Genomic DNA, 22,036 nt, shown 5'->3' with positions numbered 1-22,036 from the left:
ACTCTCGTGACCGTCAGCGGGCAGGCCTCATGACCGCCACTGGGCGGTTCCTACTGGCCCTTGACACAGGCCGTTCGGGCCAACGAGGAAGTACTCGCTCTCGAACAGCGCGACAGCGCCCTGGATCATGTGGAACGCGCCGAGCATGACCATCATCATGCTTCCGAACACGATCCAGCCGGTCCACAGCGTGGGCTCGGTGTCTCTCGGTCGTGCAGCCCGCGAGGCCTGTTCCGGGATCGTCGGGCTTGCCTTGGAGGTTGTCTGTGACATGTTCATCCACTCCTCTCCTCATCGGGCATCTCCAGTCTCATCCCGGTTGAGATGAGCGAAAAGAGTCGGAGGACCCCAGGTGAGAGCGGAGCCGCGAGCGTTGCGCAGGAGGGGGAGACGGCAGCGGTTACCGGCCCTTCGACGTTGTCGCGGTCATCGGTTGCCGCCCACTTTAAAAACGCTACATATAGCGTATTGTAAATACTTCAGATCGACCGGGGGAGGAAAGGAGAGACAGGTGAGCACCATGCAGACGGTCGACCTGCTACCGGAGGAGATCTGGCTCGAGGACGAGCTGGGGTGGACGGCCCCGCCTGCCGGCGACAGGTCCTGGACGAGGGTGGCGCAGTCGACGAGGTCGGCTTCCGTGCGCGGTGACGGCGGTGTCCCGCTCAAGCAGCTGCTGCGGTGGGCTGACGACGGCGGGGCTCTGCCACGGTGATGTCTGATTCCCGCTAGCACCACTGCTTGCGGCGCGCGAGGATGGGCGTGTGCTGATCGACGACGTGGAGTCCTGCTACCGGGCGGTGAAGAGCCGTGACCGCAGGTTCGACGGTGTGTTCTTCACCGCGGTGCGCTCCACCGGCATCTACTGCCGGCCGTCGTGCCCCGCGATCACCCCGCAGCGGCGCAACGTTGTCTTCTACCGGACGGCCGCGGCCGCCCAGCAGGCCGGTTTCCGGGCGTGCAAACGGTGTCGACCCGACGCGAGCCCCGGCTCGCCGGAGTGGGACGTCGCCGCTGACACGGCAGGACGGGCGATGCGGTTGATCGCCGACGGCGTCGTCGAGCGCGACGGGGTCGAGGGGCTCGCCTCTCGAGTCGGCTACACCTCACGCCACCTGGCCCGGCTGCTCACCCGTGAGCTGGGCGCCGGGCCGCTCGCCCTGTCGCGGGCGCGTCGGGCGCAGACCGCACGGATCCTCATCGAGACAACGCCGCTGGCTTTCGCCGACGTCGCGTTCGCAGCCGGCTTCGCCAGCATCCGGCAGTTCAACGAGACGGTCCGGGCGGTCTACGCCGCGACGCCCACCCAGCTGCGCGCTGCCGCAGGCCCCTCGGCCCCGGTGGCGGCGGCCGGGCAGCAGGGCCACGTGGAGCTGAGGCTGGCGGTGCGCCGGCCCTTCGCGGCCTCCGAGCTGCTCGACTTCCTCGCCGCCCGGGCCGTCCCGGGTGTCGAGGAGGCCGGGCCGGGGTGGTACTCCCGCACGCTGCGGCTGCCGTTCGGCACGGGCACTGCGCTGCTGTCCCTGGACAGCACAGACGACGACGGGATGGTCCGCTGCCGGCTCGGTCTCAGCGACCTGCGTGACCTGTCGGCCGCGGTGGAACGCTGCCGGCGCCTCCTCGACGCCGACTGCGACGCCGAAGCGGTCGACGACCACCTCGGCGGCGACCCGATGCTGGCTCCGCTGGTGCGCCGGCGACCGGGGCTCCGGGTGCCCGGTCATGTCGACGGCGGCGAACTCGCGGTCCGGGCGGTGCTCGGCCAGCAGATCACGGTCAGGGCGGCCAGGTCGCTGGCGGCTCTGCTGGTGGACAGGTACGGCGAACCACTGCCGGACGGACGGGGGAGGCTGTTCCCCTCCGTCGCCACGCTGGCCGCCGTCGACCCGGAGGAGCTGCCGATGCCGAAGGCACGGGGCCGGGCTCTGGTGCTGCTCGCACAGGCGCTGGCCGAGGGCCGGGTGGTTCTCGACCGCAGCGCCGACCGGGCCGACGTGCGACGCTCGCTGCTCGCCGTACCCGGGGTCGGCCCGTGGACGGCCGACTACATCGCGATGCGCGCCCTCGGGGACCCCGACGTGCTGCTCGTCGGAGACACGGGGCTGCGCGACGGCCTGGCCGCTCTCGGAGCCGCCGCGGCGAACCGCGGCAGCATCGGAGAGACCTGGCGCCCTTGGCGCAGCTACGCCCAGATGCACCTGTGGAGCCTTGCCGCCGAGAGTAGGAAGTGACCCAGATGTGGACCACGATGGACAGCCCCGTGGGGCGCCTGCGGATCATCGCCGGACCGACGGCGATCATCGCGATCGAGTTCGACGGGCCGGTGCCCGAGGGCGCGTCGCCGCGCTCGTCGGCCGCCCTGGCGGCAGCCGTCTCCGCCGGTCGCCCGGTCGGTGACCGAGACGACGCCCACCCGCTGCTGGTCGAGGCGGTCCGGCAGCTGAAGGCCTACTTCGCCGGCGACCTCAAGGAGTTCGACCTCCCGCTCGACCCGCAGGGGACCTCCTTCCAGCGCTCGGTGTGGGACGAGCTGCGCCGGGTGGGCTACGGCGAGACGGCGTCGTACGGCGAGGTCGCCCGGCGTCTCGGGATGACCCCGGCCGCGTCACGCGCCGTCGGACTGGCCAACGGCCGCAACCCGATCCCGATCGTGATCCCGTGCCACCGGGTGGTCGGTGCCAACGGCACGCTGACCGGCTACGCCGGCGGGGTGGAGCGCAAGCAGACCCTGCTCGACCTCGAGCAGGGCGCGCTGTTCTGACGGTGCTACTCGGCCGCGCGGCGCAGCGACTCCGAGAGCCGCTCGGCCGCAGCCAGCACCGCCGGGGCGTGCATGCGGCCGGGCTGGCGCGAGAGGCGCTCGAGCGGACCGGAGACCGACACAGCCGCAATCACCTTGCCGGAGGGGGAGCGCACCGGTGCCGACACCGACGCCACGCCCTGCTCCCGCTCGCCGACGGACTGCGCCCAGCCGCGGCGCCGGATGCCGGACAGGGCGGTGGCGCTGAAGGCGGCGTTCTGCAGGCCCCGGTGCATCCGCTCCGGGTCCTCCCAGGCCAGCAGGACCTGGGCGGCGGAGCCGGCGCGCATGGTCAGCTGCGACCCGACCGGGATCGTGTCGCGCAGGCCGGAGGGCCGCTCGGCGGCGGCGACGCAGATGCGGTACTCACCCTGACGGCGCCACAGCTGGGCGGACTCGCCGGTGATGTCGCGAAGCCGCGCCAGCACGGGGCCGGCAGCCGCGAGCAGCCGGTCCTCACCGGCGGCTGCCGAGAGCTCGGCGAGGCGCGGTCCCAGGACGAAGCGGCCCTGCATGTCGCGGGCGACCAGCCGGTGGTGCTCGAGGGCCACGGCCAGACGGTGGGCCGTGGGCCGGGCCAGACCGGTGCCTGCCACCAGGCCGGCCAGGGTGGCCGGTCCTGCCTCGAGGGCGGCGAGTACGAGGGCGGCTTTGTCGAGGACGCCGACTCCGCTAGAGTTGTCCATATCCTGATAATGCCGTCTCGCATCTTGGGATGCAAGTCAGACTGGGTGCTGGTTCAGACGTGAACCACCCCGGACCAGGACGGCCCCGAGGTCAGGCCTACGAACTCGACGAAACCGCGAAGGGAGCAGGCAATGGGCAAGACCCTTGCTGAGAAGGTGTGGGACGAGCATGTCGTCCGCAGTGCGGAAGGGGAACCCGACCTGCTCTTCATCGACCTTCATCTCCTTCACGAGGTCACCTCTCCGCAGGCGTTCGAGGGACTGCGACTGGCCGGCCGCCAGGTGCGCCGGCCCGACCTGACGCTGGCCACCGAGGACCACAACGTCCCCACCCTGAACATCGACAAGCCGATCGCCGACCCGGTGTCGCGGACCCAGGTCGAGACGCTGCGCAAGAACGCCAAGGACTTCGGTGTGCGCCTGCACCCGCTCGGCGACGTCGAGCAGGGCATCGTGCACGTGGTCGGCCCGCAGCTCGGCCTGACCCAGCCCGGCATGACGATCGTCTGCGGCGACTCGCACACCTCCACCCACGGCGCGTTCGGGGCGCTGGCGTTCGGCATCGGCACCAGCGAGGTCGAGCACGTGCTCGCCACCCAGACGCTGCCGCAGGCCAAGCCCAAGACGATGGCAGTCACCGTCAACGGGTCGCTGCCCGATGGTGTGACCGCCAAGGACCTGGTGCTGACCCTCATCGCGCACACCGGCACCGGTGGCGGGCAGGGCTACATCGTGGAGTACCGCGGTCCGGCGATCGAGGAGCTCTCGATGGAGGCGCGGATGACGATCTGCAACATGTCCATCGAGTGGGGCGCCAAGGCCGGCATGATCGCGCCCGACCAGACGACCTTCGACTACATCGAGGGCCGACCGGAAGCGCCGAAGGGCGCCGACTGGGAGGCCGCCGTCGCGCACTGGAAGACGCTGGTCACCGACGACGACGCGACCTTCGACAAGGAGATCGTCCTCGACGCCTCGGAGATGACGCCGTTCGTGACCTGGGGCACCAACCCCGGGCAGGGCGTCCCGCTGGGCGCCGCTGTCCCGTCGCCGGACGACTTCGCCGACGAGGGTGACCGGGTGGCTGCGCAGAAGGCCTTGGAGTACATGGGTCTCGAGTCGGGCACCCCGATGCGCGAGATCGCGGTCGACACGGTCTTCGTCGGCTCGTGCACCAACGGCCGGATCGAGGACCTTCGGGCCGCGGCCGAGGTGATCAAGGGCCGCAAGGTCGCCGACCACACCCGCCTGCTCGTCGTCCCGGGATCGGTGCGCGTCCGGCTGCAGGCCGAGGAGGAAGGCCTCGACGTCGTCTTCAAGGAGGCCGGAGCCGAGTGGCGCGGCGCCGGTTGCTCGATGTGCCTGGGCATGAACCCCGACCAGCTCCAGCCCGGCGAGCGCAGCGCATCCACGTCCAACCGCAACTTCGAGGGACGGCAGGGCAAGGGCGGACGCACGCACCTGGTGTCCCCCCTGGTCGCGGCCGCGACCGCCGTCACCGGGCGGCTGTCCTCGCCCGCCGACCTGCCGCCCGTCGCCCAGGCCGCGCAGGCCTGAGACCGCAAGGAAGAGAGACGATGGAGAAGATCACCACCCACACCGGGACCGCCCTCCCGCTGCGTCGCAGCAACGTCGACACCGACCAGATCATCCCTGCGGTCTACCTCAAGCGCGTGACGCGCACGGGCTTCGAGGACGGACTCTTCGGAGCCTGGCGCAACGACCCAGCGTTCATCCTCAACCGCCCCGAGTACGCCGGGGTGTCGGTGCTCGTCGCCGGGCCTGACTTCGGCACAGGCTCCTCGCGGGAGCACGCCGTCTGGGCCCTGATGGACTACGGGTTCAAGGTCGTGCTGTCCTCGCGCTTCGCCGACATCTTCCGCGGCAACTCCGGGAAGGCAGGTCTGCTCGCGGCGCAGGTCGAGCAAGACGTGATCGAGAAGCTCTGGGAGATGTCCGAGGCCGACCCGGCGACCGAGGTGACCGTGGACCTGGAGGCCCGCGAGGTGCGTGCCGGCGACCTCGTCGCGCCGTTCCAGATCGACGACTACACACGCTGGCGTCTGCTCGAGGGTCTCGACGACATCGGCATCACCCTGTCGCACGCGGACGACATCGCTGCCTACGAGGCGAAGCGGCCGTCCTGGAAGCCTGCGACGCTCTGACCGCGTCTCCCGGTTCGCACCGACGGGAGCCTCACCGCAGACCTGCTGCGGAGGGGCTCCCGTCGCCGTTTTCGCTCGAGGACAATTCCGTTATGCGTAAGGCGAAACTGACGTTATCGACCGGCTCCGGTCGACGCATTTCATGTCATTCGGTGGTCGGCGAAACCGGTCGCGCCAAAAATTTACGTGCGTCTAGTGCCCTTTGGTGATTGTGGCAACGCTGACTTTTCCCTAGCGTGCAAAGGGAAAAGTCGAGCACGGGCTCGGCCTCAAGGTTCACGGAAGGGAAGACGGTGAACAAGAGTCAGCTGATTGACACTCTCGCGACTCGTTTCGAGGGCAACCGCAAGCAGGCGGCGCACGCCCTGGAGTCCGTGCTGGACACCATCACTCGCGAGGTAGCCAAGGGCGAGAAAGTCGCCATCACCGGTTTCGGCTCGTTCGAGAAGCGGGTGCGCGACGCCCGCTGGGTGCGCAACCCGCGCACCGGTGAGCGGATCAAGGCCAAGAAGACGGCGGTGCCGAAGTTCAACCCCGGCGCCGACCTGAAGGCTGTGGTCTCCGGGGCGAAGAAGCTGCCCAAGCTCACGATCTCGGCCGCCACCGGAACTGCCAGGGCAGCCGCCGGTTCGGCCAAGAAGGCAGCCCCCGCGAAGAAGACCGCCACCAAGGCTGCGCCGGCGAAGAAGACGGCGACCAAGACGGCTGCTGCCACCAAGTCGACGGCAGCCAAGAAGACCACGACCAAGGCGGCACCGGCCAAGAAGACCGCCACGAAGTCGACCGCCGCCAAGAAGACCGCGACGAAGTCGACGGCGAAGAAGGCTCCCGCCGCGAAGGCACCGGCCAAGAAGACGACGACGGCCAAGAAGGCGCCCGCCAAGAAGACCGCCACCAAGTCGACGGCCAAGAAGGCTCCCGCCAAGAAGGCCTGAGCCACGACCGAGCTGTTCGGTATCCCACGAAGAAGCGCCACGTCCCTCCACCGGTTCGAGGGACGTGGCGCTTCTCGTTGCATGAACCGCGGCTGCACCTCGCCGGGTCGCCTGGCGTGGGCCGCGTGATGGAGCCGGTTCGGCGGTCAGGTGAGCGTGAGGATCTGCAGACGCAGGATGCTCAGCTCAGCGCCCCCGCCGGCGGTGTCGAGCCGGACGCGCTGACCGGGACGCAGCAGGCGCAGCCCGCTGCCGGCCAAGGCCTCCGGGCCGAACGGCAGCTCCACTCCGTCGTCGAGCAGCACGGCGCCGGACCCGGTCTGGTTGTCGAAGGAGGAGACGGTGGCCTGCATGCTCAGAGCCTAAGGCCGCGGGTGGCCTCGATGGTGCGTGCGCCGACACCGAGTCGCAAGGCTGCGGCCAGGTCCGCCGGGGTGTCGACGTCCCGACGCAGAGTGGGTACGTCGATCTCGACGACCTCGTGGGCTCCCTCCAGGAGGTGCGCCTCGCGCGAGCCGGCGCCGAAGCGGGGCACGAACGAGTCGAGATCACGCGCGGCGAGGAGCGTCGTACCGCTGCCGTCGCTGTCCGCGACGAACGCCGTGTCGTGCTCGGCGGCGACGGCCAGCGCACCCGTGAGCTCCTCGGTCCGCATCGCCGGCAGGTCCGCGCAGAGCGCGACGGGCCGTAGTGCCGGCCAGCGCCGGCGTGCCTCCGCGGCAGCCTGCACCAGCGACTCGTTGAGATCCTCGGTGGTCGCGTCCGGGATGACCGAGGCCCCGAGCGAGGCCAGCTCGACGGCGAGCACGTGGTCGTCGGTGATCACGAGCACGGCCTCGACCAACGGTGACGACGCGGCCGCGGACACGGTGTCGGCGACGAAGGCGGCAACGAGTGACCGGCGCGCGGCGTCGCCGACGGCTGCCAACCGGGACTTCGCGGTCGCCGTCGGCTTCACGGGGATCAGCGCCACGAAGCGCGCGGAGGTCGAGGTGGACATCGGGTTCGATCCTGCCAGCCCGGCCGCCCGCGTCGGCATGCGGCATCGGGGATCGGGCAGTACGCTCGGTCGAGCATCGAGCCGGAGAGAGAAGAGGTGGCCGTGGCGAAGCCGCGTCAGCTGAGACAGAAACGCGGATGGGCGTTCGCCACGGCAGTCGCCATCGTCAAGCCGCTGCTGCTGCTGTTCACCAAGCGCCGGTGGATCGACGGGGAGAAGATCCCGGCCGAGGGGGGCTGCGTGCTCGTGGTGAACCACATCTCGCACCTCGACCCGCTCACGTGCGCGCACTTCGTGTACGACAACGGCCGGCTGCCTCGGTATCTCGCCAAGGCCGGCGTCTTCAAGGTGCCCGTCGTCGGCACCATCGTCCGCAGCGCAGGCCAGATCCCGGTGTTCCGGATGACCACCGACGCCTCCCGTGCCTTCACCGCCGCGGTGGACGCGGTGAACGGCGGCGAGTGCGTGGTCGTCTACCCCGAGGGCACGATCTCCCGGGACCCCGGGCTGTGGCCGATGACCGGCAAGACGGGCGCGGCTCGCATCGCACTGGCCACGGGGACGCCGGTGATCCCGATGGCGCAGTGGGGCGCGAACCACATCCTGGCGCCGTACGCCAAGAACCCGAGGCTGTTGCCGCGCAAGACCATCTCGATGAAGGCCGGCGACCCGGTCGACCTCGACGACCTGCGGGACCAGCCGCTGACACCGGCGGTGCTGCGCGAGGCGACCAACCGGATCATGGACGCCATCACGGCGCTGCTCGCCGACATTCGCCAGGAGCAGCCTCCTGCAACGCGGTTCGACCCGCGGGCCGAGGGAGTCCGGGAGATCGGCAACCCCAACGCCGGTTCGAGGCGTCGCCGCCCGCGACCTGTCGTGCAGCGCAAGGACGGTGAGCAGGGATGAGCAGGGTTGCGGTGATGGGTGCCGGATCCTGGGGCACCGCGTTCTCGATCGTGCTCGCCGACGCGGGTAACGACGTGACGATCTGGGGCCGGCGTCAGGAGGTGTGCGACGCGATGAACGAGCGCCGCGAGAACACCGACTACCTGCCGGGCATCGAGCTGCCGGCGTCGATCAAGGCCACCCACGACCCGGCCGAGGCGCTGTCGGGGGCGGAGTTCGTGTTCCTGGTGGTGCCGTCGCAGAAGCTGCGCGAGAACCTCGAGAGCTGGGTCGACCTGCTTCCCGCGCACGCGGTGCTGGTGTCGCTGATGAAGGGCGTCGAGCTGGGCAGCCTGAAGCGGATGAGCGAGGTGGTCCACGAGGTGACCGGCGCAGGTCCCGACCGGATCGCGGTGGTCAGCGGCCCGAACCTCTCTCATGAGATCGCCCGGCGTGAGCCCGCGGCCGCGGTCGTCGCCTGCGCCGACGAGGACGTTGCCCTGCGGCTGCGCGACGTGTGCCACTCACCGGCGTTCCGTCCGTACTCGAGCATCGACGTGGTCGGCTGCGAGCTGGGTGGCGCCTACAAGAACGTGATCGCGCTGAGCGTCGGCATGGCCGTGGGCCTCGGCTTCGGCGACAACACGACCGCCTCGGTGATCACCCGCGGGCTGGCTGAGACCGCACGGCTGGCCACCGCCCTGGGAGCCGACCCGATGACCCTGATGGGGCTGGCCGGTCTCGGCGACCTGGTGGCCACCTGCTCGTCGCCGCTGTCGCGCAACCGGACCTTCGGCGAGAAGCTGGGCCAGGGCCTGACCACGGCCGAGGTCACCGCGTCGACCCGGCAGGTCGCCGAGGGCGTGAAGTCGTGCTCGTCCCTGCTGGCGCTGACCCAGCGGGCGGAGGTGTACGCGCCGATCGTCGAGCACGTGCACGCCGTCGTGCAGGGAGAGATGACCGCGGGGGACATGCTGAGGAGCCTGATCAGCCGCGACACCAAGGCGGAGCGGGACTGACCGGACCGGCTCGGCCCATCAGGTGGCCGGTGCCTCGCCGGTGACCTGGTCCAGTGCCTGCGCGAGGTCGTCCCACAGGTCGTCGACGTCCTCGATGCCCACCGACATCCGGACCAGCCCCTCGGGGATCGTCGCCGGCTCGACCTTCCAACGGCGCCGCCGCTCGAACGTCGACTCGACACCGCCGAGGCTCGTGGCGTGCACCCAGAGCCTGGTCTTGTGCGTGAGCAGGTCGGCGGCCAGCGCGCCCTGAGCGAGCACGATCGAGACGATGGCCCCGAAACCGGGGTACCTGACCTCGGCCACGGCGGGGTGCTCGCCGAGCCGGCGGACCAGCTCCTGGGCGTTGGCCTGCGCCCGGTCCAGCCGCACGTGCAGGGTGCGCATGCCGCGCAGCGCCAGCCAGGTCTCGAAGGTTCCGGGCACCGAGCCGGTCATGTCCCGGCGCTTCTTGAGCACGTCGAAGAGCCCGTCGTCACCGGTCACCAGCGCGCCGAGCAGCACGTCGCTGTGCCCGGCGAGGAACTTCGTCGCGGAGTGCACCACGATGTCGGCGCCCAGGGACAGCGGCTGCTGGAGCAGGGGAGTGGCGAAGGTGTTGTCGACGACGACGTAGGCGCCCGCGTCGTGGGCCGCCTCGGTGATCGCGGCGATGTCGGCGACCTCGAGCGCGGGGTTCGTCGGCGACTCGATCCAGACCAGGGACGCGTCCTCGCACGCCGCGCGCACCGCTGCCGTGTCGGAGATGTCGACCAGCGCGGCCGAGATCCGGCCGCGGGCCTCGAGGTCGGCCATCTGCAGGATGCTGCCGTTGTAGGCGTGACGCGGGGCGACCACCTTCTGCTCGTGGCCCACCAGGTCCAGGACGGTGGCGACCGCGGCCAGCCCCGAGGAGAAGGCGAGCGCCCGGCCGCCCTCGAGGGTTCCCAGCGCGTCCTCGAACGCCGACCAGGTGGGGTTGCCGTAGCGGCCGTACTCCACGTCGCCGCCGGCGACGTAGGTCGAGGCCATCGTGATCGGCTCGTTCAGGGGGTTGTCGGGCGCGTGCGCGGGACGGCCGGAGGTCACGACCGAGGTCGCCGGGCGCAGGGTTCGGGCGTCGTAGGGCTCAGCTGACATGGCTCCACACTAGGGCGCGGCGGGCCACGTCGACCGTCGGCCCTTGTAGGGTCGTCTCGCTATGGAGACCTCCCCCCGCCGTCCTCGCGTCGCCCTCGTCTTCGGCGGCCGCTCCAACGAGCACGCCATCTCCTGTGCCACTGCCGGCAGCGTGCTCAAGGCCATCGACCCTGCGCGCTACGAGGTGGTCCCGGTCGGGATCACCCCCGAGGGCCGGTGGGTGCTCGACAGCGGGGATCCCGAGCGGCTCGCCATCACCTCGCCCCAGCGGCTCCCGTCCGTGGACGGGTCCCGTCCGACGGTGGCGCTCGCGAGCAGTGACGGCGGCAGCCGGCTCGTCGTACAGGACCCCGCCTCGGTGCCGGAGACCCTCGGCGAGGTGGACGTGGTCTTCCCGCTGCTGCACGGACCGTGGGGCGAGGACGGCACGATCCAGGGCCTGCTGGAGATGGCCGGGGTGCGGTACGTCGGAGCGGGCGTCCTCGCCTCGGCGGTGGGCATGGACAAGCACTTCATGAAGGTGGTGTTCCAGGCCCAGGGGCTGCCGGTGCTGCCGTACACCGTGATCACGCCGCGGCAGTGGGAGAACGACCCGGCCGCGTGCCGTGAGGCGGTCGACGCGCTGGGCTACCCCGTCTTCGTCAAGCCCTGCCGAGGCGGCTCCAGCATCGGGATCAGCAAGGTCAGCGACCGCGCCGAGCTCGACGAGGCCGTCGAGGCGGCGCGCGTGCACGACCCGAAGGTGCTCGTGGAGGCCGCCGCCGAGGGCGGACGCGAGGTGGAGTGCGGTGTGCTCGAGGGACTTCACGGCGCGCCGCCCCAGGCGAGCGTGGTCGCGGAGATCCGGATCGACCCGAGCCACGACTTCTACGACTTCGAGGCGAAGTACCTGCCCGAGGAGCACACCGAGCTCGACGTGCCCGCGGACCTCCCGGACGACGTGGTCGAGCGGGTGCAGGCCCTCTCCGTGGAGGCGTTCGAGGCGCTGTCGTGCGAGGGCCTGGCGCGGGTGGACTTCTTCGTCCTGCCCGACGGACGTGTGGTGATCAACGAGATCAACACGATGCCGGGCTTCACGCCGCTGTCGATGTTCCCGCGGATGTGGGCGGCCAGCGGCCTGGACTACGCCGCGCTCGTGGACCGGCTCATCCAGCTCGCGCTCGACCGGAGCACGGGCTTGCGCTAGCCCCTCCCGGTCCCCGGCTTCGGTACGGTCGTTGCATGAGTGCTCAGCGGACCGGCACCGCGGCGTCCTACGACGCGATCGTCGTCGGTGCGGGGCTGGGCGGGCGGCACCGTCGACCGGCTGCTGCGCGGCCTCGGGCTCGAGGACCGCGTCACGTTCGCGGAGCTCGACCCCGACGGGTTCTCGACGATCACCCTCCCGACGGTGAGCTTCCGGGTGCCGAGAGGATGGCAGGCCTACGAGGACCGGCTCGTCGAGACCTTCCCCGACCAGGAGGACGGCCTGCGCCGGTGCATCCGGACGCTGCGCGCCATCGCCGAGGAGGTCCGAGCCGAGCGACCGGCCAGCCTGCGGCAAGGGCTGGTCCGGTTGCGGAGCCTCAGATCCACCGTCTGGTGGGGGCTGCGGCCGCTCGCCCGGCTGTTCGACGCCTGCGGCCTGACCCCGGAGGCACGCGCCGTGATCGCCGGTGAGAGCGGCGACTACGGAGTGCCACCCTCCAAGGCGCCGGTCGCCCTGCACGCCGGGTTCCTCGACCACTACCTCAAGGCCGGCGCCTACTACCCGAAGGGCGGCGGTCAGGTCATCGCCGCACGGCTCACCGAGGTGATCGTCGCCCACGGCGGAGCGGTGCGCACCAAGGCGCGCGTCGAGCGGATCCTGCTCGAGCACGGGCGGGCCGTGGGCGTCCGGCTCACCGACGACGAGGAGCTGCGCGCGCCCGTCGTGGTGTCCAACGCCGACATCAGGCGGACCTTCCTCGAGCTGGTCGGCCGGGAGCACCTCCCCGCGCGGCTGCGACGCAAGGTGGAGGGCTACCGGATGGCGTTGCCGCTGTTCAGCCTGTACCTGGCCGTGGACTTCGACGTCCGTGACCGGCTGCCCAACAGCACGTCGTGGATCTACCCGCACGCCGACATCGAGGGGATCTACGCCGACGCGTACGCCGGCCGGGTCCCGGCCCGGGTGCCGGTGTTCATGACCTCGGGCACGCTCAAGGACCCCGACGGGCGCCACACCGCCCCGCCCGGACACTCGACCTTGGAGCTGATGACGATCGCCCCTGCCGACCGCGCGGCCTGGGGAGTCGGCGAGGGACCGGTCGCCGGCGAGCGCTACAGCCGCGGCGCGTCGTACCTGGCGGCGAAGGAGGAGCTCGCCGAGGCGGTGCTCGACACCGCCGAGGGGGTGATCCCCGACCTGCGCGAGCACATCGTCTACCGCGACGCCTCCACGCCGATCACCCAGGAGCGGTTCACGCTGTCCACCGGCGGTGCCTGCTACGGCCTGGAGATGACCCGGGACCAGATCGGCCCGTTCCGCCCCGACGTGACGACCTCGATCCCGGGGCTCTACCTCGCCGGGGCGAGCACCCGGCACCAGCACGGAATCGTCGCCACGCTCAACGGTGGGGTCGGCACGGCCGGGGCGGTCCTGGGTCGGGACCTGTTCGCCGAGCTGAAGGCGGGAGCGGTGTACGCCGACCCGTCGCGGCTGCCCGTCGACCCACCGGACTGGGACCCACTGGTCGCCGCGAAGCCGGGCTCCCCGATCCGACGTGCGCCGCGCCGGGCCGGCGTGGGCCGCTGAGCCGGGGCCGACCGGGCACGTCTCACACGCAGGGATCGAGCTCCTCGGTGGTCTGCTCGATCGCCGCGGACAGGTCGACCATCGCGTTCGCCGGTGGCCAGTGCTCCTCGGGCAGCCGGACCTCGATGTTCACGTCGCGGCCGATCGTGGTCATCGTGATCTCGGTGGAAGCGCCGGTCATCTGGGAGTCGGGGATGAACCAGCCGATGCCGTTGGTCTCCTGGCACGTCGAGTAGTCGTCGAACTCGTCGGGCATCGGGACCCCGCAGCGCAGCACGATCGCCGGGTCACCCCAGGCGGCCGCCGGTGCGTCGGCGGGCTCCACCTCGGTCCGCTCGGCACCGTCGACCCGATCGGGGAGCGCGGTGACGAGGTCGGAGCAGACGGCTCGGGCGGTGGCGTCGAGGCGCGGTACGTCGACCGTCACGGGGCCGCCGCAGCCGGCGAGCAGGACGGAGACCGCGGTGAGACATGCCACGGCGCCCGCCCTCGTGCGGGGGGACGGGCGCCGGGAACGGTCGAGGAGGCGGTGCAGAACGGCCTCAGATGTGGACGACCGGGCAGGTCAGCGTCCGGGTGATCCCGGAGATGTTCTGGACCTTGGCGACCACGAGCTTGCCGAGCTCGTCGACGTTGCGGGCCTCGGCCCGGACGATCACGTCGTAGGGACCCGTGACGTCCTCGGCCAGGGTCACGCCCTTGACCTCGGAGATCGCTGCGGCGACCTCGGCAGCCTTGCCGACGTCGGTCTGGATCAAGATGTAGGCCTGAACCACCATGTGCACTCCTGGGGTCTCGTAGGGCCCCACGCCAGGTGTGACAGGAGATGTCACTGAGGCCCGGGGCTCGTTCCGCCTCAACCTACCGCGTGGCCTCCCCGGCCCGGAACACGGACCGGCGATCGGATTGAATACGCCCCATGACTGCCTCCCCACCCCCCGCCGACCCGACGCTGTCCGACCTCGGCGAGTTCGGCCTCGTCGACGCGCTCGCCGAGAGGTTCCCGCAGGGCCCCGACGTGGTCGTGGGTCCCGGCGACGACGCCGCCGTCGTGGCCGTTCCCGACGAGCGCGTGGTGGTCTCGACCGACCTGATGGTCGAGGGCAGGCACTTCCGCCGCGACTGGGCCCCGGCGGTCGACGTCGGCCGTCGGGCCGCCGCGCAGAACCTCTCGGACATCAACGCGATGGGTGGCCGGGCCACGGCGATGACCGTCGGCCTGGCGGCACCCGGAGACCTCCCCGCAGCCTGGGCGCTCGAGCTCGCCGAGGGGATCGCCACCGAGGCCGGCCTCGTCGGGGCCACCGTGGTGGGCGGGGACGTCACAGCCGCCGACTCGGTGATGATCGCGATCACCGTCCTGGGTGTCGTCGAAGGAGAGCCGGTGCTCCGGTCCGGCGCCCGTCCCGGCGACGTGGTCGCGATCGCCGGACGGCAGGGCTGGGCCGCCGCGGGGCTGGCGGTGCTGGGCCGCGGCTTCCGCTCGCCCCGGGTGCTGGTCGAGGCCTACCGCCGCCCCGAGCCCCCGTACGGCGCCGGCGCCGCGGCCGCCCGTGCCGGGGCGACCGCGATGATCGACGTGTCCGACGGGCTGCTCGCCGACCTCGACCACATCGCGTCGGCCAGCGGGGTCGCAGTCGACGTGGACACCGGGGCGTTCGACGTGCCCGAGCCGCTCACCGCGGTCGGCGCGGCTCTCGGCGCGGACCCGATGCAGTTCATCCTCGCCGGCGGCGACGACCACTGCCTGGTCGCGACCTTCCCGACCGGATCGGCCTTGCCCGAGGGCTGGACCCGGATCGGCACGGTCGGGGAGGGGAGCGGCGTGACGGTCGACGGCGCGGCGTACGAAGGTCCGACCGGCCACGTCCACTTCTGACGCCGACCGGAGACAGCAGAAGGGCCGCTCCCACCGGGGAGCGGCCCAACCTGTCGAGCTGTGGTCAGGTCAGCGGGTGACCTTGCCGGCCTTGAGGCAGCCGGTGCAGACGTTCAGTCGCTTGGGGGCACCGTCGACCGTCGCGCGGACACGCTGGATGTTGGGGTTGAAGCGACGCTTCGTAATCTTGCGCGACCACGGCCGGTTGTGACCGAAGCCGGGCTTCTTGGCGCAGATGTCACAGACGGCAGCCACCGTGAACTCCTGAGAAGACTAGATTGCTCTTACCACTGACGAGGTGCCCTGCCCGGACGGCCACGCAGGGGGCGTCACGGTGCCGAGGCAACCGCACAAGAGTATCCGATGGGCCCGCCCGGAGGCGAATCGGACCGCACGCACTACCCTGGCAGGCTCCCGGCGTGACGCCGGTCACCAGGAAGCCGGCGTACGACGGAAGGGGCTGGGTTGACGCACCACGGTGACGCGGGCACCGCCTTCGACCTGCCGACGATCGTACGCTTCGCCGACGTCGTGCTCGAGGCGCTCGGGGAAGCCCGCGAGGAGATCGACGCCCTCAACGTCTACCCGGTCCCCGACGGCGACACCGGCACGAACCTGTTCCTGACCCTCGAGTCTGCCCGCTCGATGCTCCGCGAACGCGTGCAGCAGGACCCTGCCTGCGACCTGGGAGCAGCGCTGGCGGCCTACTCCCGCGGCGCGCTGCTGGGGGCGCGGGGCAACTCCGGGGTGATCATGTCCCAGCTCGTCGGTGCCCTGCTGAAGCGGATCGGCGAGGCGCAGCCGGACGACCGGGCCGCCGTCGTCCTCGCGGAGGGCATGCACCGTGCCACCGAGGCGAGCTACGCCGCGGTGGGCGAGCCGGTGGAGGGCACGATCCTCACGGTCGCGCGGGCGGCCAGCGACGCCGCGCTCGCGGCCGCGGGCGACCCGACCAGCCGGCTGGGCCACGTGATCCGGGCCGCCGCCGCGGCAGCTCGTGAGGCGCTGGTCCACACGCCGGAGCAGCTCAAGGCGCTGCGCGACGCCGGTGTCGTCGACGCGGGCGGCCGGGGCCTGTGCGTCGTGCTCGACGCCGCCGAGACCGCGATCACGGGCAAGCGCGCGATGCCCGTGCACGCCGGGCTCGGCGTGCACGCGATCCCGGTGCCGCTGCCGACCGACGACCTGCACCCGGACGGGCCGGCCTACGAGGTGATGTACCTGCTCGAGGCCGACGACGCCGCGGTCCCGGAGCTGCGGCACCGGCTGGCCCCTCTCGGCGACTCCCTCGTGGTCGTCGGCGGCGACGGTCTCTGGAACGTCCACGTGCACGTCGACGACGTCGGCGCCGCGGTCGAGGCCGGGATCGAGGCCGGTCGGCCGTACCGGATCCGGGTCACCCACTTCGCCGAGCAGCTCGCCCGCCTCGGTGTCGCCATGGAGCCGCGCCACGCGGGTGGACGCAAGGGCCGCGCAGTGGTCGTCGTCGCCGCCGGTGAGGGCCTCGAGCGGCTCTTCGCCGAGGCCGGCGCGACGGTGGTCAGCCACCGCGACCGGCGCCCCTCGACCGGCGAGATCCTCGCCGCGATCGACGGCTCCGGCGCGGCCGAGGTGATCGTGCTCCCGAACGACAAGGACTCCTGCGCCGTCGCCGAGGCCGCCGCACAGACGGCCAGGGAGAGCACCGACGTCCGGGTCGCGGTGATCCCGACGAGCGCACAGGTGCAGGGCCTGGCCGCCCTCGCCGTGCACGAGCCGGGCCGGACCTTCGAGGAGGACCTGCTCCAGATGACCTCCGCGGCACGGCACGCCCGCTCCGGCGCCGTCACGGTGGCGGCGCGTCAGGCGATCACCACCGCCGGCCCGTGCGAGCCGGGCGACGTGCTGGGCGCGGTCGAGGGGGACTTCGTCGTCGTCGGCTCGGAGCTGTTCTCGGTGGCGACCGAGGTGCTCGAGCGGCTGCTCGGCGGTGGTGGCGAGCTGGTCACGGTCGTGGCCGGGGCGGACGGTACGTCGCTCGCCGGGCGCTGTGCCGACTACCTCGCCGCCGCGCACCCGACTGTCGACGTCGTGGTGTATGACGGAGGCCAGGAGCGGTACCCGTTGCTCCTGGGAGTGGAGTAGGCCTCGCAGTGGCGACGATCAGATGGGACTCCAAGCTCGCCACGGTCGCGGGCAAGCAGGCGAGCAAGATCGAGCAGGCGTTCGGCTACACCACGGTCGGCGACCTGCTGCGGCACTACCCCCGCCGCTACGTCCCCAAGGGCAGCCTGAGCGACCTCGGAGCGATCGAGGTCGACCAGCACGTGACGCTGATCGCCCAGGTGCTCTCGGTGGAGCAGAAGAGCTACCCCGACCGTCGCACGGGCCGGATGGCGTGGCGGCTGGAGGTCGTCGTGGCCACCGACGACCACGAGCTGATGCTGACCTTCTTCGACAAGAAGAAGCACATCGCGGACTGGCGCCGGCAGCACGTCTCCGTCGGCATGCACGGCGTGTTCTCCGGCAAGATCGGCCGGTTCCGCAACCGGTGGCAGCTGACCAACCCGCAGACCCAGCTGTTCGCGGGCGCCGGCGAGGACGGCGAGGGTCAGGCCCGCGAGAGCTTCGAGCGGCAGCCGAACCTGATGACGCTCTACCCGGCGACCGCGACCGTGCAGAGCTGGCAGCTGGAGAAGGCGATCGGGATCGCGCTCGACCTCGTCGACGACGTCCCGGAGCCGGTGCCGGCGTCGGTCCGGCTTGCGCAGGGCCTGCTCGGCAGCCGCCAGGCGCTGGAGTGGATGCACCGGCCCGACTCGTGGGCGGACCAGAAGGCCGCCGAGCGCACCTTGCGGTTCGAGGAGGCCTTCGTGACCCAGACCGTGCTCGCGCGGCGCCGGGCACAGCTCGCGCAGCTGCCCGCGCAGTCGCGCCCGGGAGTCGAGGGCGGCCTGCTCGACCGGTTCGACGCGAAGCTGCCCTTCGAGCTCACCGCGGGGCAGCGCCAGGTGAGCGAGCAGATCCTCGGTGACCTCACCGGCGGGCACCCGATGCACCGCCTGCTCCAGGGGGAGGTCGGCTCCGGGAAGACCGTGGTCGCGCTGCGCGCCATGCTGCGGGTCGTGGACTCCGGTGGTCAGGCAGCGCTGCTCGCGCCGACCGAGGTGCTCGCCCAGCAGCACCACCGCTCCATCACCGCGATGCTCGGGGACCTCGCCGCCGCCGGGATGCTCGGAGGCGCCGAGCACGCGACCCAGGTGGCGCTGCTGACCGGCTCACTGGGGGCGGCGGCGCGGCGCAGCGCCCTGCTCGACGCCGCCTCCGGGGCGGCCGGGATCGTGATCGGCACCCACGCGCTGCTCGAGGAGCACGTCCAGTTCGCCGACCTCGGCCTGGTGGTCGTCGACGAGCAGCACCGGTTCGGTGTCGAGCAGCGGGCCGCGCTGGCCGCCAAGGCGGGGGAGAGCCGGCCGCACGTGCTGGTGATGACCGCGACCCCGATCCCGCGCACGGTCGCGATGACCGTCTTCGGAGACCTGGAGACCTCCACGCTCACCGAGCTGCCCGCCGGCCGGGCCCCGATCCAGAGCAGCGTCGTGCCGATGCGCTACCAGCCGGCATGGCTCGACCGTGCCTGGCAGCGGGTCCGGGAGGAGGTCGACGCCGGCCACCAGGTGTACGTCGTGTGTCCGCGCGTGGACCCCGACGACAAGGCCGAGGACGTCCGGCTCGCAGCGGTCGAGGAGGTCGCCCCGCTGCTGGCCGCGGGCGCCCTGAAGGGCCTGCGGGTGGAGGTGCTCCACGGTCGGATGGCGCCGGACCGCAAGGAGACGGTGATGCGCTCCTTCGCCGACGGTGAGGTCGACGTGCTGGTCGCCACCACGGTCATCGAGGTCGGCGTCGACGTGGCCAACGCGACGGTGATGGTGGTCCTCGACGCGGACCGGTTCGGCGTCTCCCAGCTGCACCAGCTGCGTGGCCGCGTCGGCCGGGGTGGTCACCCGGGGCTGTGCCTGCTGGTCACCCAGGCCGAGCGCGGCACGGCCGCCCTCGAACGACTGGAGGCGGTCGCCGCGACCACCGACGGGTTCGAGCTGTCGCGGGTCGACCTCGAGCAGCGCCGGGAGGGCGACGTGCTGGGTGCGGCCCAGTCCGGCAGCAGGTCCGGGCTGCGGCTGCTCTCCGTGCTCGAGCACGAGGACGAGATCGTCGCTGCGCGTGAGGCGGCGGTGGAGGTGGTCTCGGCCGACCCGACCCTGCGCAGCCACCCTGCCCTCGCTGCGGAGGTGCACCGGCTCGACGAGTCGCAGCAGGCCGACTACCTGGAGAAGGCATGACCCGGATCATCGGCGGCACGGCCGGTGGACGCCGGCTCAAGGCACCCCCTGGCGACCGCACCCGACCCACCTCCGACCGGGTCCGGGAGGCGCTGTTCTCGAGCCTCGACTCCGACCTCGGCTCGATCACCGGGCTCCGGTTCCTGGACCTGTACGCCGGCTCCGGTGCGGTCGGCCTCGAGGCGAGGTCACGAGGTGCCGGTCACGTCACGCTCGTCGAGCACGACCGACGCACGGCCGCGCTGATCAAGGACAACGTGCGCACGCTCGGGCTCGGTCAGGTCGACGTGGTCACCGGGTCGGTGGCCAGGGTGCTCGCGGCCGCGCCGGCGGCGGCGTACGACGTGGTCTTCCTCGACCCGCCGTACCCCCTGTCGACCGCAGAGGTCGTCGAGGACCTGGCCGCGCTCACCGAGCACGGCTGGCTCGCGGAAGGTGCCGTGGTGGTCGTCGAGCGTGCCACCCGCAGCGGCGGGCCGGACTGGCCGACGGGGCTGAGCGCCGCGCGGTCCCGGAAGTACGGCGAGACCACGCTTTGGTACGGTCACGCCACCAGGTCGGGAGGCCTGCCCGACGAGGCTGTCCCGACGCCTCCGTGAACCGAGGAGCAGCAGTGCGCAGAGCCGTGTGTCCCGGATCCTTCGACCCGGTCACCAACGGGCACATCGACATCGTCTCCCGGGCCTCGGCGCTCTTCGACGAGGTCACCGTGGCCGTGCTGATCAACAAGTCGAAGAAGAGCATGTTCTCGGTCGAGGAGCGCATCGGCATGCTCACCGAGGTCTGCGCGGGCTTCGACAACGTCAAGATCGACGCCTTCCACGGCCTGCTCGTGGACTTCTGCAAGGAGCGCGACATCCACGCGATCGTGAAGGGGTTGCGTGCGGTCAGCGACTTCGACTACGAGCTGCAGATGGCGCAGATGAACTCCAGCCTGGCTCCGGTGGAGACGGTGTTCGTGCCGACCAGCCCGGAGTACTCCTTCCTGGCCTCGAGCCTGGTCAAGGAGGTGGCGACCTTCGGAGGTGACGTCTCGTCGCTGGTGCCGCCCCTGGTGCTCGACCGCCTCACCGCCCGGGTTGCCGAACGCGCCCGCGAATAGCGTGCGACCGACTGTCCGGGGTCGTATCGTCGTAGCACGGGGTAGGAACCTGGTTTCTGGGTAGAGACCAGGGGTTTCGCCTCTTGCATCTAGAAAGGTGTAGCGTGGACGTGCGCGTCAAGCTTGCCGAGATCCGGCAGGCGATCGAACAGGCTCGGTCGATGCCGATGTCTGCCTCCGCGGTGGTCAACCGCGCCGAGCTCCTGGACCTGCTGCGCGAGCTCGAGACCGAGCTCGACCGGGCGCTGGAGTCGGCTCGCAAGATCGAGCGCGACCGCGACGACGTCATCGCCGACGGCCGGCGCGAGGCCGAGCACATCGTCGCCGACGCGCGCAACGAGCGGGACCGGCTGGTCTCCGACACCGAGGTCTTCCGGCTCGCGAACGTCCGGGCCGAGGAGCTGCTCGCCGATGCTCGCGCCGAGGCCGACGGGCTGCGCAAGGAGACCGACGACTACGTCGACGGCAAGCTGGCCAACTTCGAGATCACGCTGGAGCGCACGATGGAGGCGGTCAAGCGCGGCCGTGAGCGGCTCGCCGGCCGCTCCGCGCTGGACTCGCTGACCGAGGACGAGGTCGACCGGATCAAGCTCCCGGAGCATCTCGAGCGTTGAGCCTCCGCCGGTTTTGGCCGCGGGGGCGGGCAGACGGTACTCTTGTCGGCGGTTCGCCGTGCTCGGGACCCGTCAGGCCTCAGGCCAGGTGGGGGCCGGACCCGGTGGGCTGCGATCTGTTGTGCCCGATGACGAAAGTGACTCCGACGTGTCTCTCGACCCGAGGGCGCCGCTCGTGCTCGACACCCGCGAGCTCGGCCGCCGCCCGGGGTCACAGCGCACGGTGTCGTTCACGGCTTCGGCGCCGGCAGATCTCGGCATCGAAGTTCTCGGTGTCCCCGAAGGTGCGCCGGTCGAGTTCGACCTGCGGCTGGAGGCGGTCATGGAGGGTGTTCTCGTCACCGGCACGGCTCACGCCGAGCTCGCCGGTGAGTGTGCACGGTGCCTGGAGCCTCTCCACGACGACGTCGAGGTGGAGCTGCAGGAGCTCTTCGTCTACGAGGAGAGCGACACCGCCACCGACGAGGGCGACGACGATGTCAGTCGGTTGGAGGGCGACCTGCTCGACCTCGAACCGTTGCTGCGGGATGCGGTGGTGCTCTCACTGCCGTTCCAGCCGCTGTGCCGGGAGGACTGCCCGGGTCTGTGCATCGAGTGTGGTGCGCGGCTCGCGGACGATCCCGGCCACCAGCACGACGAGCCGATCGACCCCCGGTGGGCGGCGCTCCAAGGGCTGACAGACCAGACCGACGATGAGCACGGCCGCGAAACCGGCCCGACCAAGGAGTGAGACA

The 22,036-nt window shown here is 71.4% G+C and carries 25 protein-coding genes; 17 read left to right on the top strand and 8 right to left on the bottom strand.

Annotation, left to right across the window (positions count from 1 at the left end; translation table 11 throughout):
• Positions 1-27: 27 nt before the first annotated feature.
• Positions 28-273: a DUF7144 family membrane protein gene (locus ACYVIH_RS16670; protein WP_460870614.1), complete on the bottom strand. Its 246-nt coding sequence runs from the start codon at positions 271-273 to the stop codon at positions 28-30.
• Positions 274-511: 238 nt separating this feature from the next.
• Between ACYVIH_RS16670 and ACYVIH_RS16665 the strand changes: the two genes are divergently transcribed.
• From ACYVIH_RS16665 to ACYVIH_RS16655, 3 genes are read left to right on the top strand one after another with little or no spacing between them, the layout of a single operon-like run.
• Complete coding sequence (locus ACYVIH_RS16665; RefSeq protein ID WP_460870613.1) at positions 512-715, top strand: hypothetical protein; 204 nt, start codon at positions 512-514, stop codon at positions 713-715.
• A 49-nt stretch (positions 716-764) separates the two neighbouring features.
• Positions 765-2,231, top strand: coding sequence for an AlkA N-terminal domain-containing protein (locus tag ACYVIH_RS16660; RefSeq protein WP_460870612.1), 1,467 nt, complete (start codon positions 765-767; stop codon positions 2,229-2,231).
• Between the two features lie 17 nt (positions 2,232-2,248).
• Positions 2,249-2,761 carry a methylated-DNA--[protein]-cysteine S-methyltransferase gene (locus ACYVIH_RS16655; protein ID WP_460870611.1) on the top strand — a complete coding sequence of 171 codons (513 nt, stop codon included), beginning with the start codon at positions 2,249-2,251 and terminating at the stop codon, positions 2,759-2,761.
• A 5-nt stretch (positions 2,762-2,766) separates the two neighbouring features.
• Here ACYVIH_RS16655 and ACYVIH_RS16650 read toward each other — a convergent pair whose 3' ends face one another.
• On the bottom strand, positions 2,767-3,486 hold the full coding sequence (locus tag ACYVIH_RS16650; protein ID WP_460870610.1) for an IclR family transcriptional regulator: 720 nt from the start codon (positions 3,484-3,486) through the stop codon (positions 2,767-2,769).
• 132 nt (positions 3,487-3,618) lie between these two features.
• Here ACYVIH_RS16650 and leuC point away from each other — a divergent pair, with 132 nt between their 5' ends.
• The 3 genes from leuC to ACYVIH_RS16635 all read left to right on the top strand — a co-directional run bounded on the left by leuC (position 3,619) and on the right by ACYVIH_RS16635 (position 6,586).
• Positions 3,619-5,043, top strand: a complete 1,425-nt coding sequence (gene leuC, locus ACYVIH_RS16645; RefSeq protein ID WP_460870609.1) for a 3-isopropylmalate dehydratase large subunit — start codon at positions 3,619-3,621, stop codon at positions 5,041-5,043.
• A 20-nt stretch (positions 5,044-5,063) separates the two neighbouring features.
• Positions 5,064-5,651, top strand: a complete 588-nt coding sequence (leuD, locus tag ACYVIH_RS16640; RefSeq protein ID WP_460870608.1) for a 3-isopropylmalate dehydratase small subunit — start codon at positions 5,064-5,066, stop codon at positions 5,649-5,651.
• 293 nt (positions 5,652-5,944) lie between these two features.
• Complete coding sequence (locus ACYVIH_RS16635; RefSeq protein ID WP_460870607.1) at positions 5,945-6,586, top strand: HU family DNA-binding protein; 642 nt, start codon at positions 5,945-5,947, stop codon at positions 6,584-6,586.
• A gap of 146 nt (positions 6,587-6,732) precedes the next feature.
• Here the strand turns inward: ACYVIH_RS16635 and ACYVIH_RS16630 are convergent, their stop codons facing one another.
• Positions 6,733-6,939 (bottom strand): hypothetical protein, encoded by a 207-nt coding sequence (locus ACYVIH_RS16630; RefSeq protein ID WP_460870606.1) that lies wholly within the window; start codon positions 6,937-6,939, stop codon positions 6,733-6,735.
• A gap of 2 nt (positions 6,940-6,941) precedes the next feature.
• A complete protein-coding gene (cofC, locus tag ACYVIH_RS16625; protein WP_460870605.1) occupies positions 6,942-7,586 on the bottom strand; it encodes a 2-phospho-L-lactate guanylyltransferase in 645 nt (214 codons plus the stop codon).
• A 102-nt stretch (positions 7,587-7,688) separates the two neighbouring features.
• Between cofC and ACYVIH_RS16620 the strand changes: the two genes are divergently transcribed.
• The gene (locus ACYVIH_RS16620) at positions 7,689-8,495 is read left to right on the top strand and encodes a lysophospholipid acyltransferase family protein (protein ID WP_460870604.1); all 807 of its coding nucleotides are present in this window, start codon (positions 7,689-7,691) and stop codon (positions 8,493-8,495) included.
• Positions 8,492-9,493 (top strand): NAD(P)H-dependent glycerol-3-phosphate dehydrogenase, encoded by a 1,002-nt coding sequence (locus ACYVIH_RS16615; RefSeq protein WP_460870602.1) that lies wholly within the window; start codon positions 8,492-8,494, stop codon positions 9,491-9,493. The genes ACYVIH_RS16620 and ACYVIH_RS16615 overlap by 4 nt, the downstream gene beginning before the upstream one ends.
• Before the next feature lie 18 nt (positions 9,494-9,511).
• On the opposite strand, the gene ACYVIH_RS16610 is transcribed toward ACYVIH_RS16615, so the two are convergent.
• Positions 9,512-10,612 (bottom strand): trans-sulfuration enzyme family protein, encoded by a 1,101-nt coding sequence (locus ACYVIH_RS16610; protein ID WP_460870601.1) that lies wholly within the window; start codon positions 10,610-10,612, stop codon positions 9,512-9,514.
• Positions 10,613-10,673: 61 nt separating this feature from the next.
• Between ACYVIH_RS16610 and ACYVIH_RS16605 the strand changes: the two genes are divergently transcribed.
• Together ACYVIH_RS16605 and ACYVIH_RS16600 are read left to right on the top strand one after the other, a co-directional pair.
• Complete coding sequence (locus tag ACYVIH_RS16605) at positions 10,674-11,798, top strand: D-alanine--D-alanine ligase family protein (RefSeq protein ID WP_460870600.1); 1,125 nt, start codon at positions 10,674-10,676, stop codon at positions 11,796-11,798.
• A gap of 87 nt (positions 11,799-11,885) precedes the next feature.
• Positions 11,886-13,388, top strand: coding sequence for a phytoene desaturase family protein (locus ACYVIH_RS16600; protein ID WP_460870599.1), 1,503 nt, complete (start codon positions 11,886-11,888; stop codon positions 13,386-13,388).
• Positions 13,389-13,410: 22 nt separating this feature from the next.
• Here the strand turns inward: ACYVIH_RS16600 and ACYVIH_RS16595 are convergent, their stop codons facing one another.
• Positions 13,411-13,866 carry a DUF3515 domain-containing protein gene (locus tag ACYVIH_RS16595; RefSeq protein WP_460870598.1) on the bottom strand — a complete coding sequence of 152 codons (456 nt, stop codon included), beginning with the start codon at positions 13,864-13,866 and terminating at the stop codon, positions 13,411-13,413.
• A 64-nt stretch (positions 13,867-13,930) separates the two neighbouring features.
• On the bottom strand, positions 13,931-14,167 hold the full coding sequence (locus tag ACYVIH_RS16590) for an Lrp/AsnC family transcriptional regulator (RefSeq protein ID WP_460870597.1): 237 nt from the start codon (positions 14,165-14,167) through the stop codon (positions 13,931-13,933).
• 140 nt (positions 14,168-14,307) lie between these two features.
• Here ACYVIH_RS16590 and ACYVIH_RS16585 point away from each other — a divergent pair, with 140 nt between their 5' ends.
• Complete coding sequence (locus ACYVIH_RS16585; RefSeq protein ID WP_460870596.1) at positions 14,308-15,267, top strand: thiamine-phosphate kinase; 960 nt, start codon at positions 14,308-14,310, stop codon at positions 15,265-15,267.
• A gap of 69 nt (positions 15,268-15,336) precedes the next feature.
• On the opposite strand, the gene rpmB is transcribed toward ACYVIH_RS16585, so the two are convergent.
• Positions 15,337-15,522, bottom strand: coding sequence for a 50S ribosomal protein L28 (gene rpmB / locus ACYVIH_RS16580; RefSeq protein ID WP_460870595.1), 186 nt, complete (start codon positions 15,520-15,522; stop codon positions 15,337-15,339).
• 210 nt (positions 15,523-15,732) lie between these two features.
• Between rpmB and ACYVIH_RS16575 the strand changes: the two genes are divergently transcribed.
• From ACYVIH_RS16575 to ACYVIH_RS16550, 6 genes are all read left to right on the top strand, one after another.
• Positions 15,733-17,391 (top strand): DAK2 domain-containing protein, encoded by a 1,659-nt coding sequence (locus ACYVIH_RS16575; protein WP_460870594.1) that lies wholly within the window; start codon positions 15,733-15,735, stop codon positions 17,389-17,391.
• Between the two features lie 8 nt (positions 17,392-17,399).
• Complete coding sequence (gene recG / locus ACYVIH_RS16570) at positions 17,400-19,586, top strand: ATP-dependent DNA helicase RecG (protein WP_460870593.1); 2,187 nt, start codon at positions 17,400-17,402, stop codon at positions 19,584-19,586.
• A complete protein-coding gene (gene rsmD, locus ACYVIH_RS16565; RefSeq protein ID WP_460870592.1) occupies positions 19,583-20,185 on the top strand; it encodes a 16S rRNA (guanine(966)-N(2))-methyltransferase RsmD in 603 nt (200 codons plus the stop codon). Before recG ends, rsmD begins: the two co-directional genes overlap by 4 nt.
• A gap of 14 nt (positions 20,186-20,199) precedes the next feature.
• On the top strand, positions 20,200-20,688 hold the full coding sequence (gene coaD, locus ACYVIH_RS16560; RefSeq protein ID WP_460870591.1) for a pantetheine-phosphate adenylyltransferase: 489 nt from the start codon (positions 20,200-20,202) through the stop codon (positions 20,686-20,688).
• Positions 20,689-20,792: 104 nt separating this feature from the next.
• Positions 20,793-21,302, top strand: coding sequence for a hypothetical protein (locus ACYVIH_RS16555; protein WP_460870590.1), 510 nt, complete (start codon positions 20,793-20,795; stop codon positions 21,300-21,302).
• A gap of 148 nt (positions 21,303-21,450) precedes the next feature.
• On the top strand, positions 21,451-22,032 hold the full coding sequence (locus ACYVIH_RS16550) for a YceD family protein (RefSeq protein ID WP_460870588.1): 582 nt from the start codon (positions 21,451-21,453) through the stop codon (positions 22,030-22,032).
• The last annotated feature ends 4 nt before the right edge of the window (positions 22,033-22,036 follow it).

Source organism: Nocardioides pakistanensis, from assembly GCF_054781215.1.
Note: the sequence above shows the minus strand (reverse complement) of the source record. Positions and strands in the feature narration are given on the sequence as shown.